This is a genomic window from Pseudomonas sp. GW823-FHT03E05 (assembly GCF_058796855.1).
Window position 1 is genome coordinate 521,866 of the sequence record NZ_JBXAJB010000003.1, and the last position, 17,190, is coordinate 539,055.

Annotated in this window: 11 protein-coding genes; all 11 read left to right on the forward strand. The window is 64.6% G+C overall.

The genetic code is table 11. The annotated features are described in order from the left end of the window. Positions 1-243 precede the first annotated feature (243 nt). The 11 genes from tssA to AC1RCO_RS15455 all read left to right on the forward strand — a co-directional run bounded on the left by tssA (position 244) and on the right by AC1RCO_RS15455 (position 17,175). Positions 244-1,263 carry a type VI secretion system protein TssA gene (tssA, locus tag AC1RCO_RS15405; protein WP_194237625.1) on the forward strand — a complete coding sequence of 340 codons (1,020 nt, stop codon included), beginning with the start codon at positions 244-246 and terminating at the stop codon, positions 1,261-1,263. Between the two features lie 81 nt (positions 1,264-1,344). Continuing rightward, positions 1,345-1,860, forward strand: coding sequence for a type VI secretion system contractile sheath small subunit (tssB, locus tag AC1RCO_RS15410; protein WP_011064255.1), 516 nt, complete (start codon positions 1,345-1,347; stop codon positions 1,858-1,860). Between the two features lie 16 nt (positions 1,861-1,876). After that, the gene (gene tssC / locus AC1RCO_RS15415) at positions 1,877-3,370 is read left to right on the forward strand and encodes a type VI secretion system contractile sheath large subunit (protein ID WP_011064256.1); all 1,494 of its coding nucleotides are present in this window, start codon (positions 1,877-1,879) and stop codon (positions 3,368-3,370) included. A 118-nt stretch (positions 3,371-3,488) separates the two neighbouring features. Then, positions 3,489-3,977, forward strand: a complete 489-nt coding sequence (locus tag AC1RCO_RS15420) for an Hcp family type VI secretion system effector (protein ID WP_011064257.1) — start codon at positions 3,489-3,491, stop codon at positions 3,975-3,977. A 160-nt stretch (positions 3,978-4,137) separates the two neighbouring features. Beyond that, complete coding sequence (tssE, locus tag AC1RCO_RS15425) at positions 4,138-4,653, forward strand: type VI secretion system baseplate subunit TssE (protein WP_011064258.1); 516 nt, start codon at positions 4,138-4,140, stop codon at positions 4,651-4,653. Next, a complete protein-coding gene (gene tssF, locus AC1RCO_RS15430; RefSeq protein ID WP_011064259.1) occupies positions 4,650-6,509 on the forward strand; it encodes a type VI secretion system baseplate subunit TssF in 1,860 nt (619 codons plus the stop codon). Before tssE ends, tssF begins: the two co-directional genes overlap by 4 nt. Further along, positions 6,473-7,525 carry a type VI secretion system baseplate subunit TssG gene (gene tssG, locus AC1RCO_RS15435; protein WP_011064260.1) on the forward strand — a complete coding sequence of 351 codons (1,053 nt, stop codon included), beginning with the start codon at positions 6,473-6,475 and terminating at the stop codon, positions 7,523-7,525. Before tssF ends, tssG begins: the two co-directional genes overlap by 37 nt. Next, positions 7,518-10,193, forward strand: a complete 2,676-nt coding sequence (gene tssH, locus AC1RCO_RS15440) for a type VI secretion system ATPase TssH (RefSeq protein ID WP_011064261.1) — start codon at positions 7,518-7,520, stop codon at positions 10,191-10,193. Before tssG ends, tssH begins: the two co-directional genes overlap by 8 nt. Positions 10,194-10,323: 130 nt before the next feature. Then, complete coding sequence (locus tag AC1RCO_RS15445) at positions 10,324-12,261, forward strand: type VI secretion system Vgr family protein (RefSeq protein ID WP_065365024.1); 1,938 nt, start codon at positions 10,324-10,326, stop codon at positions 12,259-12,261. Between the two features lie 18 nt (positions 12,262-12,279). Further along, the gene (locus AC1RCO_RS15450; RefSeq protein ID WP_011064263.1) at positions 12,280-12,705 is read left to right on the forward strand and encodes a DcrB-related protein; all 426 of its coding nucleotides are present in this window, start codon (positions 12,280-12,282) and stop codon (positions 12,703-12,705) included. Positions 12,706-12,714: 9 nt separating this feature from the next. Continuing rightward, on the forward strand, positions 12,715-17,175 hold the full coding sequence (locus tag AC1RCO_RS15455; RefSeq protein ID WP_401333154.1) for an RHS repeat-associated core domain-containing protein: 4,461 nt from the start codon (positions 12,715-12,717) through the stop codon (positions 17,173-17,175). The last annotated feature ends 15 nt before the right edge of the window (positions 17,176-17,190 follow it).

Consider the following 17,190-nt stretch of genomic DNA (forward strand, 5'->3'; position numbering starts at 1 on the left):
CCGCCCCGATCTGACTCGCCGGTCAAGGAACTAATAAGGCGACATAACACTGTCATGCGGGGCGAATAGCTTACCTTGACAAGGCACAACTACTACACCAAAAATGCACAACTTCTTGAACACGGATGATGGCTCACTAGTATCAACGAGTCCATATAAACCAAGAAATGTGCGCGAGTTCACAAACAAACTAGTGCATTAATTGCCTGACTGTCCTGCAGGCTGATAGGGAGATCAAACCAGGTGGATGTACCGATGTTGCTCGCCGCGGTTTCAGCAACTTCGCCTTGTGGCGAAGACCTGGAATATGACGCGGATTTCTTGCACTTGGAGCGGGCCGCACAGGGCCAGCCCGAGCGCAGCATGGGCGACTCGATCCTGCCGGCCGAGCCGCCGGACTGGCGCAGCATCCAGCAACAGAGCCTGGACCTGCTGGCGCGCAGCAAAGACCTGCGCATCACCCACTTCCTCCTGCAGAGCACCCTGGCCCTCGAAGGCCTGCCGGGCCTGGCCACCAGCCTCGAACTGATCGACGGCCTGCTCCGGGATTACTGGGCGGACCTGCATCCGCGCCTGGACGCCGACGACGACAACGACCCCACGGTGCGTATCAACGCCCTGGCCGGCCTGGCGTCCGACACCACCATCGGCCTGCTCCGCGAAGCCATCCTGACCCGTTCCCGGACCTTCGGCCCGGTGAGCCTGCGAGCCGCGCTGAACGCCGCCGGCCTGCAGCACTTTTCCGGCGAGAGCCTGGGCTCCGACCACCTGGCCGGCGCCCTGCAAGACAGCGACCCCGAGCACCTGGATGCCATTCGCAGCGCCTTGAGCGCAGCCCGCTCGGCGGCCGAAAGCATCGAGAAACAGGTCAGCGAACAAGTAGGTTCGGCCAGCGGTGTAGACCTCACGGCCCTCAAGCAACCCCTGCGCCTGGCGCTGCAGGTGCTGGGCCAGCACGCCCCGCAAGGCGCGCAGAACGCGGTCGAGGAACACGCCGATGGGCCGTCCACCGAAGAGCCCGGTGCGCCCGCAGCGCCAGCCCCGGTACGGATTTCCGGCGAGATCAGCAGCCGCGAAGACGTGCTGCGCAGCCTTGACCGGCTGCTGGCCTACTACAGCCGCCACGAGCCTTCGAGCCCGTTGCCGGTGCTGCTCAACCGGGCCAAGAACCTGGTCAACGCCGACTTCGCGGCCATCGTGCGCAATCTGATTCCCGACGGCATGTCCCAATTTGAAAACCTGCGCGGCCCTGAATCCGACTAACCCCGGAACAACCGAGCAGTATCGTCAGCGGCAACCACCGACCGACGCCAACACCGTCGCAGCAGCGACCAGGAGCACAACGTGGCGAAGCAAAGTTCTCAAAAGTTCATCGCGCGCAACCGCGCGCCCCGGGTGCAGATCGAGTACGACGTCGAACTCTACGGCGCCGAGAAAAAGGTCCAGCTGCCCTTCGTCATGGGCGTGATGGCCGACCTCGCCGGCAAGCCCGTGGAGCCCCTGGCGGCCGTGGCCGATCGCAAGTTCCTGGAAATCGACGTCGATAACTTCGACTCGCGCCTCAAGGCCATGCAGCCTCGGGTGGCCTTCCACGTGCCCAACGAACTGACCGGCGAAGGCAACCTGAGCCTGGACATCACCTTCGAGAGCATGGACGACTTCAGCCCGGCGGCCGTGGCGCGCAAGGTCGATTCGTTGAACCAGTTGCTGGAAGCCCGCACCCAGCTGGCCAACCTGCTGACCTACATGGACGGCAAGACCGGCGCCGAAGAAATCATCATGAAAGCCATCAAGGATCCGGCGTTGCTCCAGGCCCTGGCCAGTGCGCCAAAGCCTGCTGACTCCGAGCCGAACGCGTAAATCAGGACCAACGATCATGACCGAATTGATGCGTGACAATCAGGCGCAACCCGGCGCCACCGAGCAGGCCAGCGAATTCGCATCGCTGCTGCTGCAGGAATTCAAGCCCAAGACCGAGCGTGCTCGCGAAGCCGTGGAAACCGCGGTGCGGACCCTGGCCGAACAGGCCCTGGCGCAGACCGACCTGGTGTCCAACGACGCCATCAAGTCGATCGAGTCGATCATCGCCGCCATCGACGCCAAGCTCACCGCCCAGGTCAACCAGGTGATCCATCACCCGGAATTCCAGAAGCTGGAAAGCGCCTGGCGCGGCCTGCACTACCTGGTGAACAACACCGAGACCGACGAGCAGCTCAAGATCCGCGTGCTCAACATCTCCAAGCCGGAGCTGCACAAGACCCTGAAGAAATTCAAGGGCACGGCCTGGGACCAGAGCCCGCTCTTCAAGAAGATGTACGAAGAGGAATACGGCCAGTTCGGCGGCGAGCCTTACGGCTGCCTGGTGGGCGACTACTACTTCGACCAGTCGCCACCGGATGTCGAGCTGCTGGGCGAGCTGTCCAAGGTTTGCGCCGCCATGCACTCGCCGTTCATCGCCGCGGCTTCGCCGACCGTGATGGGCATGGGCTCGTGGCAGGAACTGTCGAACCCGCGCGACCTGACCAAGATCTTCACCACCCCGGAATACGCCGGCTGGCGCTCGCTGCGTGAATCGGAAGACTCGCGCTACATCGGCCTGACCATGCCGCGCTTCCTGGCGCGCCTGCCATACGGCGCCAAGACCGACCCGGTGGAAGCCTTCGCCTTCGAGGAAAACACCGACGGCGCCGACAGCTCCAAGTACACCTGGGCCAACGCCGCCTACGCCATGGCCGTGAACATCAACCGTTCGTTCAAGCATTTCGGCTGGTGCTCGCGGATCCGCGGCGTGGAGTCCGGTGGCGAGGTGGAAAACCTCCCGGCCCACACCTTCCCCACCGACGACGGTGGCGTGGACATGAAGTGCCCGACCGAGATCGCCATCTCCGACCGTCGTGAAGCGGAACTGGCGAAGAACGGCTTCATGCCACTGCTGCACAAGAAGAACACCGACTTCGCCGCCTTCATCGGCGCCCAGTCGCTGCAGAAGCCGGCCGAATACGACGACCCGGACGCCACCGCCAACGCCAACCTGGCCGCGCGCCTGCCGTACCTGTTCGCCACTTGCCGCTTCGCTCACTACTTGAAGTGCATCGTGCGCGACAAGATCGGCTCCTTCAAAGAGAAGGACGAGATGCAGCGCTGGCTGCAGGACTGGATCCTCAACTACGTCGACGGTGACCCGGCGCACTCCACCGAAACCACCAAGGCCCAGCACCCACTGGCCGCGGCAGAGGTGGTGGTCGAGGAAGTCGAAGGCAACCCCGGCTACTACAACTCGAAGTTCTTCCTGCGCCCGCACTACCAGCTCGAAGGGCTGACCGTGTCGTTGCGCCTGGTATCCAAACTGCCGTCCGCCAAGGGCGCCTAACCCATAACCGACTCAAACCTGCGGCCGCAGCCACAGGCCGCGCGAGGTCCACAGGGCCTCGCGCAGCGGCGACAGAAGCTGAATCAACATCGTGGCAAGTGCCACACAGGGAGAAAACATGGCTGTTGATATTTTCATCAAGATCGGTGACATCAAGGGCGAGTCCATGGACAAAGCCCACAAGGACGAAATCGACGTGTTGAACTGGAGCTGGGGCATGTCCCAGTCCGGCAACATGCACGTTGGCGGTGGCGGCGGCGCGGGCAAGGTGAACATCCAGGACCTGTCGCTGACCAAGTACGTGGACAAGGCATCGCCGAACCTGATGATGCATTGCTCCAGCGGCAAGCACATCGACAAGGTGCGCCTGACCGTGCGCAAGGCCGGCGGCGAAAGCCAGGTCGAGTACATGATCATCGACCTGGAAGAAGTGCTGATCACTTCGCTGAGCACCGGCGGTTCGGGCAGCGATGACCGCCTGACCGAAAACATCACCCTGAACTTCGCTCAGGTGATGGTCGAGTACCAGCCGCAGAAAGCCGACGGCACCAAGGACGGCGGCCCGATCAAGTACGGCTGGAACATCCGCTCCAACACCAAGCGCTGATCCGCTTCGGTCGCCGCCCCGTGGCGGCGACCGGCCCGGCCCTCGCGTTGCGCCTGGCGCAACGCGGGGACGGTTGGCCAGGACCGCGTCCTCGTGAGTCTTTGGTTATGCCCCTTTTCGTGACGTCATGCCTGCGCAATCCGATCCTGGAGCGAACCCCTTGGTAACCGACATCGCCGCCCGCGATCGCTTGCAACCCTCCCTGCTGGATCGTCTGACCGACGATGAACCCGGCAACCTGAAAGAAAGCCCGGACAAACGCGTGCTGTCCCTGAGCCAGCTCAAGGCCTCGGTACTGCGCGACCTGGCATGGCTGCTCAACACCACTTCCCTGCTGGAAGCCGACGCCACCCTGCACACCCCCGCCGGTACTTCGGTGGTCAACTACGGCCTGCCGGCCCTGGCCGGGTACAGCGCTTCGAGCATCGATATCCCGGCCCTGGAGGCACTGATCCACCAGGCCATCGCCACCTTTGAGCCGCGCATCCTGCGCAGCACCCTGCGGGTACGCGCACGCACCGCGCCCGGGGAAATGAACCACAACGCCCTGAGCTTCGAGATCGAAGGCGACCTGTGGGCCCAGCCGATGCCCCTGCGCCTGCTGCTGCAAACCGACATGGACCTGGAATCGGGCCACGTACGAGTGGTGCACGCCGACTCCCGGAGGCGCTCATGAACCCGCGCCTGCTGGAGCTGTACAACCAGGAACTGCACCACGTGCGCGAAAGCGCCGCGGAGTTCGCCAAGGAATTCCCGAAGATCGCCAGCCGCCTGACCCTGTCGGGCATGGACTGCGCCGACCCCTATGTCGAGCGCCTGCTGGAGGGCTTCGCCTACCTGACTGCCCGCGTGCAGCTCAAGCTCGACGCCGAGTACCCGACCTTCACCCACAACCTGCTGGAGATCGCCTACCCGCACTACCTGGCACCGACCCCGTCGATGACGGTGGTGCAGTTGCAGGCCGATCCCGACGAAGGTTCCCTGAGCAGCGGCTTCACCCTGGAGCGCGACACCAGCCTGCGCGCCGCCCTGGGCCGCGATACCCAGACCTGCTGCGAATACCGCACCGCGCACTCGGTGACCCTGTGGCCACTGCAAGTGGCCCAGGCCGAATACTTCGGCAACCCGTCGGCAGTGCTCGGGCGCCTGGCCGCCAGCGAGCCCAGGGCCAAGGCCGGGCTGCGCCTGACCCTGCGCACCGGCGCCGAACTGCCGTTCAACAGCCTGGCCCTGGACGAGTTGCCGCTGTACCTGAACGGCAATGACGAACAGCCGTTCCGCCTCTACGAACAACTGCTGGGCAACGTCTGCGCGGTGTTCGCCCGGGCCCCGGGCGGCGACTGGGTCGAGCGCCTGCCCCCGGACGCCCTGCGCTCGCGCGGTTTCGACGACCGCGACGCGGCGCTGCCGGTGGTGCCCCAGGCCTTCCAGGGCTACCGCCTGCTGCAGGAATACTTCGCCCTGCCCAACCGCTTCCTGTTCGTCGAATTCGCCCAGCTGGGGCGCGCGGTCCAGCGCTGCGCCGGCCAGGAGCTGGAGCTGATCGTGCTCTTCGAGCGCTTCGACCAGAGCCTGGAAGGCAGCGTCGGCACCGCTCAGTTCGTGCCCTTCTGCACCCCGGCGATCAACCTGTTTCCCAAGCGCCTGGACCGTATCCACCTGTCCGACCGGGTCAACGAGCACCATGTGATCGCCGACCGCACCCGACCGATGGATTTCGAGGTCCACTCGCTGACCGCCATCAGCGGCCACGGCACCGGCCCGGAACAGCCGTTCCTGCCGTTCTACGCCGTGCGCGATCCATCCCGCTACGGCCGCGACCAGTCCTACTACATCGTCCGGCGCGAGCCGCGGGTGCTGTCCAGCGACCAGCGTCGCAACGGCCCGCGCTCCACCTACATCGGCAGCGAATCCTTCGTCAGCCTGGTGGACAGCCAGCAGGCGCCCTATCGCCACGACCTGCGCCAGCTCGGGGTCAGCGCGCTGTGCACCAACCGCGACCTGCCACTGTTCATGAACACCGGCAACGGCAAGACCGACTTCACCCTGGCCGACAGCGCCCCGGTACAGGCCATCCGCTGCCTGGCGGGCCCGAGCCGGCCGCGCCCCAGCCATGCCCACGACGGCAAGGCCTGGCGCCTGATCAGCCAGCTGTCGCTGAACTACCTGTCCCTGAGCGAACAGGGCCAGGGCGCGGCGGCCCTGCGCGAACTGCTGCGGTTGTACGGCGACAGCAACGACGCGGCCCTGCAGTTGCAGATCGAGGGCCTGCGGGAAGTCAGCAGCAAGGCGGTGACCCGGCGCCTGCCGATGCCCGGGCCGATCGTCTTCGGCCGGGGCCTGGAGATCACCCTGGAGTTCGATGAAAACGCGTTCCGCGGCACCGGGGTGTTTCTGCTCGGCGCGGTATTCGAGCGCTTCCTGGCACGTTATGTGTCGATCAACAGTTTTACCGAGACGGTGATCCGTACCACCGAACGCGGCGAGATCATGCGATGGAAAGCCAAGCCCGGACGTCGTCCGACTCTTTGAATACGCTGACGGCGATGCACGCCGAGCCCTGGGAGTACGACTTCTTCCAGGCCCTGCGGCGTATCGAATGCCTGTCGCCGCAACTGCCGCGCTTCGGTCACTCCGTGCGCCTGGCGGACGATCCGCTGCGGCTGGGACAGCAGGCCGACTGCAGCTTCGCCCCGGCCACCCTGGCCTCGGTCACCCCCGGCAGCGACGGCGCCGCGACCCGCCTGGAGCAGTTCTTCTTCGGCCTCGGCGGGCCCAACGGGCCGCTGCCGCTGCACATCACCGAATACGTGCGCGAGCGCCAGCGCAACAACGCCGACAGCACCAGCAAGCGCTTTCTCGATGTGTTCCACCACCGCCTGCTGAGCCTGTTCTATCGGGCCTGGGCCGAAGCCCGACCGACGGTGAGCCACGATCGCCCGGACGACGACTACTGGTCGGCGCGGCTGGCGGCGCTGTCGGGCCGGGGCATGCCCAGCCTGCTCAAGCAGGGTCTGATAGCCGACACCGCCAAGCTGCATTACAGCGGCCACCTGGCGGCCCAGACCCGCTACCCGGACGGCTTGCGGGCGATCATCAGCGAGTATTTCGGCCTGCCGGTGCAGATCGAGGAATATGTCGGCCAGTGGCTGGAGTTGCCCGAACGCAGCCGGGTCGGGGTGCAATCCCATCAGCTGGGGGTGGATTTCTGCCTGGGCAGCCACGTCTGGGACCGCCAGCACAAGTTCCGCATCCGCCTCGGCCCGATGAAACTGGACGACTACCTGGGGATGCTGCCCGACGGCCAGCAATTCCAGGAACTGGTGGCCTGGGCCGCCGAATACCTGGGCTTCGAGCTGGACTGGGACCTGAACCTGGTCCTGCTCAAGGACGAAGTACCCAAGCTGCAACTCAACGGCCGCCAGCGCCTGGGTTTCAACACCTGGCTCGGCCAACCCGGCAGCGATGCCAAGGATCTAATACTGGCCCGGCACTACGCCGACCTGGCCACTACCTCACGTACACCAAGGAGCACAGAGCATGGGTGAAATCAGTCGCGCGGCGCTGTTCGGCAAACTCAACAGCGTTGCCTACAAAGCCATCGAAGCCGCCACGGTCTTCTGCAAATTGCGGGGCAACCCCTATGTGGAGCTGGCCCACTGGTTTCACCAGTTGCTGCAACTTACGGACTCGGACCTGCACCGCATCATCCGCCAGTTCAACCTGGAGCCGGCGCGCCTGGCCAAGGACCTGACCGAGGCCCTGGACCGCCTGCCCCGGGGCTCGACCTCGATCACCGACCTGTCGTCCCACGTCGAGGAGGCGGTGGAGCGCGGTTGGGTCTACGGCAGCCTGATGTTCGGCGAAAGCCAGGTGCGCACCGGCTACCTGGTGATCGGCATCCTCAAGACCCCGAGCCTGCGCCATGCGTTGCTGGGGCTGTCCCGCGAGTTCGACAAGATCAAGGTCGAGACCCTGTGCGAGCGCTTTGACGAATACATCGGCGACTCGCCGGAAAACGCCCTGAGCGCCAGCGACGGCTTCAGTGCCGGTGCGGTGCCCGGCGAAGCCAGCGGCGCCATGGCCCCCAGCGCCCTGGGCAAGCAGGAAGCCCTCAAGCGCTTCACCGTCGACCTCACCGAACAGGCCCGCAGCGGCAAGCTCGACCCCATCGTCGGCCGCGACGAAGAGATCCGCCAACTGGTGGACATCCTCATGCGCCGCCGGCAGAACAACCCGATCCTCACCGGTGAAGCCGGGGTGGGCAAGACCGCGGTGGTGGAAGGTTTCGCCCTGCGCATCGTCGCCGGCGACGTGCCGCCGGCGCTCAAGGACGTTGAACTGCGCAGCCTCGACGTCGGCCTGCTGCAGGCCGGCGCCAGCATGAAGGGCGAGTTCGAACAGCGCTTGCGCCAGGTCATCGAGGACGTCCAGGCCTCGCCCAAGCCGATCATCCTGTTCATCGACGAAGCCCACACCCTGGTGGGCGCCGGTGGCGCCGCCGGCACCGGCGACGCGGCCAACCTGCTCAAGCCGGCCCTGGCCCGTGGCACCCTGCGCACCGTGGCCGCCACCACCTGGGCCGAGTACAAGAAGCACATCGAGAAAGACCCGGCCCTGACCCGGCGCTTCCAGGTGGTGCAAGTGGCCGAACCTTCGGAAGACAAGGCGCTGCTGATGATGCGCGGCGTGGCCTCGACCATGGAACAGCACCATCAGGTGCAGATCCTCGACGAAGCCCTGGAGGCCTCGGTCAAACTGTCCCATCGCTACATTCCCGCGCGCCAGTTGCCGGACAAATCCGTCAGCCTGCTGGATACCGCTTGCGCCCGCGTCGCCATCAGCCTGCACGCCGTGCCGGCCGAGGTGGACGATAGCCGCCGGCGCATCGAGGCCCTGGAAACCGAGCTGCAGATCATCGCCCGGGAACAGGCGATCGGCGTTGCCATTGGCAACCGCCAGGTCAACAGCGAGAACCTCCTGACTGCCGAGCGCGAGCGCCTGGCCGAGCTGGAAAGCCGCTGGGCACAAGAGAAGACCCTGGTGGACGAACTGCTGGCAACCCGGGCCCAATTGCGGGAAAACGTCGGCCTGGTGGACAGCGACGTCGGCGACGACAGCCACGGCCTGCGGGAAAAACTGGTGGACCTGCAACAGCGCCTCAGCACCCTGCAAGGCGAGACCCCGCTGATCCTGCCGACCGTGGACTACCAGGCCGTGGCCTCGGTGGTCGCCGACTGGACCGGCATTCCAGTGGGGCGCATGGCCCGCAACGAGCTGGAAACCGTGCTCAACCTGGACCAGCACCTGAAGAAACGCATCATCGGCCAGGACCACGCCCTGCAGATGATCGCCAAGCGCATCCAGACCTCCCGCGCCGGCCTCGACAACCCGAACAAGCCGATCGGCGTGTTCATGCTGGCCGGCACTTCCGGGGTGGGCAAGACCGAAACCGCCCTGGCCCTGGCCGAAGCCATGTATGGCGGTGAGCAGAACGTCATCACCATCAACATGAGCGAGTTCCAGGAAGCCCACACCGTGTCCACCCTCAAGGGCGCCCCGCCGGGCTATGTCGGCTACGGCGAAGGTGGCGTGCTCACCGAAGCGGTACGGCGCAAGCCCTACAGCGTGGTGCTGCTGGACGAAGTGGAAAAGGCCCACCCGGACGTGCACGAGATCTTCTTCCAGGTATTCGACAAGGGCGTCATGGAAGACGGCGAAGGCCGCATGATCGACTTCAAGAACACCCTGATCCTGCTCACCACCAACGCCGGCACCGAGCTGATCGCCAACGTCTGCAAGAACCCGCAGGCGGTGCCCGAGCCGGAGGAAATCGCCAAGGCCCTGCGCCAGCCACTGCTGGAGATCTTCCCGCCGGCACTGCTGGGGCGCCTGGTGACCATTCCCTACTACCCGCTGAGCGACGAGATGCTCAAGGCCATCACCCGCCTGCAACTGGGGCGGATCAAGAAGCGCGTGGAAAGCACCCACAAGGTGGATTTCGATTTCGACGACGAGGTCATCGACCTGATCGTCTCGCGCTGCACCGAGACCGAAAGCGGCGGGCGGATGATCGACGCCATCCTGACCAACAGCCTGCTACCGGACATGAGCCGCGAGTTCCTCAACCGCATGCTCGAAGGCCGCGCCCTGGCCGGGGTGCGCATCAGCCAGCGCGACAACGAACTGCACTACGACTTCAGCGAGCCGGCCTGACCCCACGCCCTGCGCAGGAGCCGGCTTGCCAGCGAAGCGACCGCCACGGTGATGGACCTGGCGCCTTCGCGAGCACGCTCGCTCCTGCAGGGGGCTGACCTGGCACACCACGCATTCAACGAGACTGACGATGTTATTTCAGCAATCCACACGACTGGCACAGGTCAACTGCCCCCTGGGCCCGGACGTCCTGCTGCTCAAGAGCCTGGGCGGCGGCGAGGAGCTGGGGCGGCTGTTCGACTACCAGCTGCAACTGGCCTCCAGTGACGCCAACATCGACCTCAACCAGTTGCTGGGCAAGCCCATGGGCCTCAGCGTACAGCTGGACGGCGGCGGCCAGCGGTACTTCCACGGCATCGTCGCGCGCTGCAGCCAGAACATCGACACCGGCCAGTTCGCCAGCTACGAGGTGACGCTGCGCCCCTGGCTGTGGCTGCTGAGTCGCACCTCCGACTGCCGGATTTTCCAGAACCTGAGCATCCCGCAGATCATCAAGCAGGTGTTCCGCGACCTGGGCTTTTCCGATTTCGAAGACGCCCTGAGCCGCCCCTACCGGGAGTGGGAGTACTGCGTGCAGTACCGCGAGACCAGCTTCGATTTCGTCAGCCGGCTGATGGAACAGGAAGGTATCTACTACTTCTTCCGCCACGAGAAGGACCGCCACGTGGTGGTGCTGGCCGACGCCTATGGCGCTCACAGCAGCGTGCCCGGCTACGCCTCGGTGCCCTACTACCCGCGAGACGAGCAGCAGCGCGAGCGCGACCACATGTTCGACTGGCACCTGGCCCAGGAGGTGCAGCCCGGCTCGCTGGAGCTCAACGACTATGATTTCCAGCGCCCCAGCGCCCGGATCGACGTGCGCTCGGCCATGCCGCGGCCCCACAGCGCCGGCGACTACCCGCTCTACGACTACCCCGGCACCTACGTGCAGAGCAGCGACGGCGAGCACTATGCCCAGACCCGTATCGAGGCCCTGCAAAGCCTGCATGAGCGCATCGAGCTCAGCGGCAACGCCCGGGGGTTGGGGGTGGGCAACCTGTTCAGCCTCACCGGCTTCAGCCGCCAGGACCAGAACCGCGAATACCTGATCGTCAGCATCCGCTACTACCTGGTCCAGGAAAGCCTGGAGAGCGGCGCTGGCGGCGGCTCGGCGCAGTTCGAGAGCCACCTGACCTGCATCGACGCCCAGCAGAGCTTCCGCCCCCTGGCCACCACCCACAAGCCCATGGTCCAGGGCCCGCAGACCGCGCGAGTGGTGGGCCCGGCCGGGGAAGAGATCTGGACCGACCAGTACGGCCGGGTCAAGGTGCACTTCCACTGGGACCGCCACGACCAGTCCAACGAAAACAGCTCGTGCTGGATTCGCGTGTCCCAGGCCTGGGCCGGGAAGAACTGGGGCTCGATGCAGATCCCGCGCATCGGCCAGGAAGTCATCGTCAGCTTCCTGGAAGGCGATCCCGACCGCCCGATCATCACCGGCCGGGTCTACAACGCCGAACAGACCGTGCCCTACGACCTGCCCGCCAACGCCACCCAGAGCGGCATGAAGAGCCGTTCGAGCAAGGGCGGCAGCCCGGCCAACTTCAATGAAATCCGCATGGAAGACAAAAAGGGCGCGGAGCAGCTGTACATCCACGCCGAGCGCAACCAGGACATCGTGGTCGAGGTCAACGAAAGCCATTCGGTGGGCAACAACCGCAACAAGAGCATCGGCCACGACGAGTACGTGACCATCGGCAACAAGCGCACGCGCATCGTCCAGCACGTGGATGAGCTGACGGTCGGCGAGAAGAAGCTCGACAGCGTCGGCCAGAGCTATGTGATCGAGGTCGGCGAGCGCCTGCGCCTGGTATGCGGGGCCAGCATCCTGGAGCTCAACGCCAGCGGCCAGATCAACCTGTGCGGGGTCAACATCAGCGTGCATGCCTCGGCCGATGCCGAGATCAATACCGGTGGCGTGCTGCACCTGAACAACGGCGGCGGCCCGGGCACCACCACCGAGGGCCAGGGTGTGCAGGGCGCCATCAGCGCCAAGGCCAAAGCCCCCTTTTCCGCCCCCAAAGGCTAATGAACGGACGCCCATGCCATGACCTATCGCCTCAATGAATTGCAGTTCCAGCTGCCTGCCGGCGAACTGCAGGACGCCTCGATCAACATCCTCAAGTTCCCGGCCCTGGGCACTTCGCTGATCGTCAGCCGCAGCCTGCTGGGGGACGGCGAAACCCTGGAGAGCAACCTGGCCAGCCAGCTGCAGCGGCTGGAGCAGCAAGTCCAGGACCTGCGCTGCCAGGCTCCGCAACCGGTGCAACTGGGCCCGGCCCAGGACATCCAGGGCCTGGAGCTGCGCAGCCAGTTCAACAAGGGCAAAGAACAGGTTTTCCAGTTCCAGCTGGCCCTGGTGCTGCCCGGCACCCGACAGATGCTCGCCATGAGCTACGTCAAGGCACAGAAGCTCGGCGACGCGGAAGCCGCCCATTGGGCGCAGATCAAGAACACCCTGGTGCTGGGCTGAGGCAGGGCCATGTCTGACGCACTGTGGGCCGCCCGCCTGGGTGACGGGCTGGAACACACCTCGATGATGGCCGACATTCTCGGCGGTGTGCTGGAGGTGGCGGCCAACGTTGCCATCGGCGCCCTGGCGACCATGGCAGTAGCCGCGGCGGCAGGCATCACCGTGGCCACCGGCGGCCTCGGCGCCTGTGTGCTGGGGCTGGTGGTGGGCGTCGTCGTCGGCGTGGTCATGAGCAAGACCGGAGCCGACAAGGGCCTGAGCAATTTATGCGAGGGCATCGCCAACGCCCTGTTCCCGCCCTCGATCCAGGCCACCATCGCCAGCGGCTCGAAAAAGGTCCTGACCAACAACAAGCCGGCGGCCCGCGCGGCCGGCATCGCACCGCCGACACAGATCAGCGGCGACGGCGCCGAAGAAGGCGAAGCCACCGACACCCCGTCGGCAACGCCCGAGGAAGGGCCCGGTTTCCTCGACATGGCCAAGGAGTTTTTCTCGCAGATGTGGCGGCCCACCGTGGCCTCCCCGGCGCCAGGCTCCCAGACCAAGGAACTGGACCTGGTGACCTGCACCAAGCACCCGCCGATGCCGGTGCAGTATCTGGCTGAAGGCTCGGAAAAGGTCAGCATCGACGGCCAGCCGGCAGTACGCAGCGGCGACCGCAGCACCTGCGATGCCAAGGTAGTGTCGGCCGGGCCTATCTCCCCGAACGTGACCATCGGCGGTGGCTCGGTGGTGGTGCGCGAGATCCGTAGCGGCAAGACCCCGGGGGTGGGCCTGGCGGTGACCGTGCTGATGATGCTCAAGGGCGGCAAGGGCAAGTTCCTCAGCAACCTGCCGTGCATGCTGATGGCCGGGGTCAATTCGTTTGTCGTCAGCCAGGCCACTAATGCTTTGACCCAGGCCGTCGTCGCCTCGACCCACCCGGTGCATGCAGCCACCGGGGCCAAGGTGCTCGGAGCCGACGACGATCTGGATTTCACCCTGCCCGGGCTGATGCCCATCGAATGGCAACGCTTCTACAACAGCCGCGACGAACGTCGTGACGGCCTGCTCGGGGCCGGCTGGAGCTTGCCTTACGAGATCAGCGTCCAGATCGAGCCCCACCCCGAAGGTGGCGAGCGCCTGCTCTACATTGATGAGCAAGGACGCCGCATCGACATGGGCTCCATTGCCCTGGGTGCAGGAGCCTTCAGCCCCGGTGAAGGCTTGAGCGTGCGACGCAACGAGAACGGACAGTTGCTGATCGAAAGCAGCGACGGTATCTACCGCCTGTTCGAGCCGCTGCCGGGCGACTCCTCGCGGCTGCGCCTGAGCCAGCTGGGGGACCGCAACGACAACCGTCTGCACCTGGAGTACGACTCGTCCGGACGCCTCTGGCTGCTGCGTGACACCTTTGAACAGGCGCAGCTCGAACTGAGCTACAGCACGCTCTGGCCCGGTCGGATTGCCCAGGTCGAACGGCTGTACCCCGACCAGCAACGGGAAGTGCTGGTCAGCTATGACTACGATGCGGCAGGAGACCTGGCACAGGTGCGCGATAGCGAAGGCCAGGTACAGCGTCGCTTCGCTTATGACGCCGGCCACCGGATGACCGAACATCAATTGGCCACCGGGCTGCGCTGCTTCTATCAATGGACACAATTTGCCGACCAGCAGTGGCGAGTAACCCGTCACTGGACCGACGAAGGCGATAGCTATCAGTACGACTATGATCTGGAGGCGGGAATCACCCAGGTCACCGACAGCCTGCAACGCCTCAGCCGTCGCCGCTGGAACAGCCAGTTGCAGATCGTCGAGTACACCGACAACCTCAACCAGACATGGGCCTTCGAGTGGAACGATGAGCGCCAACTGCTCAGCGCCACCGACCCCTTGGGAGGGCGCTATGCCTATAGCTACGACGAAACCGGCAACCTGATAGCCGAGACCGATCCTCTGGGGCACAGCCATTCGACCTTGTGGCTGGAGCACTGGTCGCTGCCACAGACCCTGACCGATCCCGCCGGAGAAAGCTGGCACCTGCGCTACGATCCCCGGGGCAACTGTATCGCCGAAGTAGACCCGCTGGGCCAGGTGACCCAGTACCGCCATGACGCGCACGGCCAGGTGGTAGAGATCATCGATGCCGCGGGAAGAAGCCGGAAGATGCGCTGGAACTCGTCCGGGCAACTGCTTGAACACCTGGACTGCTCGGGCTATCCAACCCGCTTCGAATACGATCGACGCGGCAACGTGAAAGCCATCATCGATGCCCTTGGCGAGCACACCCGGTTCCATTACGACTGCCAGGGACGGTTGCTGAGCAGCCAACTGGCCGATGGGCGCGCCGAGCATTTTCAACGCAGCAGCAACGGCCAGCTACAGGGCTACACCGACCCTTCCGGCTACACCACGCTCTACCAGTACAACCGGCGCGGGCAGATACGCCAGCGCATCGACGCTCACGGCCGACAGGTCCGGTTCGACTATGACGCGTACGGACGGCTGCTGGCGCTCACCAACGAGAACGGCGAAAGCTATCGCTTTGCCTGGGACGCCGGCAACCGCTTGAGCGAACAGCAGGACCTCGACGGCAGTGCCAAACGCTATGGCTATGACCTGCTGAACAACGTCGTCGAACTCCAGTCCCACCCCGCCCCTTACGGCACCGGGCTGAGCGCCGTGCCCGCGCAACCTATCGCGCCGATCATCCACCGGTTCGAGCGCGATGCCGTGGGGCGGCTGCTGGCCAAAATCACAGACGATGGCCGCAGCCAATACACCTACGACCCCTTGAACCAACTGACCGCCGCCAGCTTTACCGACAACCTCGGCAACCAGCAGGCACTGAGTTTCAGCTACGACGCCCTGGGCCAATTACTCGAAGAACACACCGTGGCCGGCAGCCTGATCCATCGATACGACGAACTGGGCAATTTGACTCAGACCCAGCTACCGGACAAGCGTTGGCTCAACCGGCTCTATTACGGCAGCGGCCATCTGCACCAGATCAATCTCGATGGCCAGGTAGTCAGCGACTTTCAACGTGACCGCCTGCACCGTGAGGTGCTGCGTACCCAGGGTCAGATCAGCACTCGCAGCGAATACGACCGTTGTGGCCGCCTGCGCGCACGCCTGCAGCATTCCAGCCTGCTGGCAAACACCTTGCCAACAGCCCCGGAGCGACACCTGGAGTACGACGATAGCGATAATCTGGTGGGCCTGGCCGAGCGACATGCCACCGGGCAACATCGGCAACTGTTCCATTACGACGCGACCGGGCGAATCATTGCCAGCCAGGACGGCCTGCAGGGCCAGAAAGAAACCTTCGCCTATGACGCCGCCGCCAATTTGCTTGATGGCCCGAAGACGGGCGCCGGGCTGGTGGTGCACAACAAATTGCTGACCTACCAGGACAAGCGCTACCGCTACGATGCCTTCGGGCGAATGATTGAAAAACGCAGTGGTCGGCGAGGCGTGCAACGTTTTGCCTACGACGCCGAACACCGGTTGATCGAAGTGCGCAATCAGACCTCCAGCGGCGAAACCCTGGTCAGGATGCGCTACGACGTCTTGGGTCGCCGCATCAGCAAGAGCGAGTACGACAGCCAGGGCAACCTTCTGGGTGAAACGCGATTCGTCTGGGATGGCCTGCGGCTGCTGCAGGAACAGCGTAATCAACAGACCAGCCTCTATGTCTATGAAGACCTGGGACATGCGCCCCTGGCGCGGGTCGACGGCCTCGGCGCGCAGCAGAAGATCCGCTACTACCACAACGACCTGAATGGCCTGCCTCAACAGCTTTGCGAGCCTGACGGCCATAGCGTCTGGCAGGCCCGCTATCAGGTCTGGGGCAACACTGTCGAAGAAATACGCGAGCCCTACTACATCGAGGAACAGAATCTCAGGTTCCAGGGCCAGTACCTGGACCGCGAGACTGGATTGCACTTCAACACGTTCCGTTTCTACGACCCGGATATCGGGCGCTTCACCACGCCGGACCCCATCGGCCTGGCCGGAGGCTTGAACCTTTATCAGTACGCTCCCAACCCAATCGGTTGGATCGATCCGCTGGGCTGGATCTGCAAATCGGCCTACAGCGGCAGAAGGGGCACTACAAAAGCCAAAGCTGACCTCGAGAGGAACGGTTTCACTGTGGTAGGTGAAGAATTGACCATGAAGGTCAAACACCCTGTCACCCAGAAGTCCTATCGCATCAGGGCAGATATCATCGCCAAGGACAAAGCCGGCAACTACCACGTGTTCGAAGTCAAAAATGGCAGCGGCAAACTGACCAAGAACCAACAGGGATCGGGAATGTTCGACATGAGCAATCCGGCCAATACGAACGGTGGCCTGGGCGGTGGCCTGATCAAACCGTCGGGCGCTACCCAGGGCCAGTTCGAAGTTGCGACCAAAACCGCCAGAGGTACCCAGTTCGGTGGCAATGGCGCACAGCATTCGGCCACCTTCTGGCTTCTTCGCTATTGAACGAGTAATCGAGAA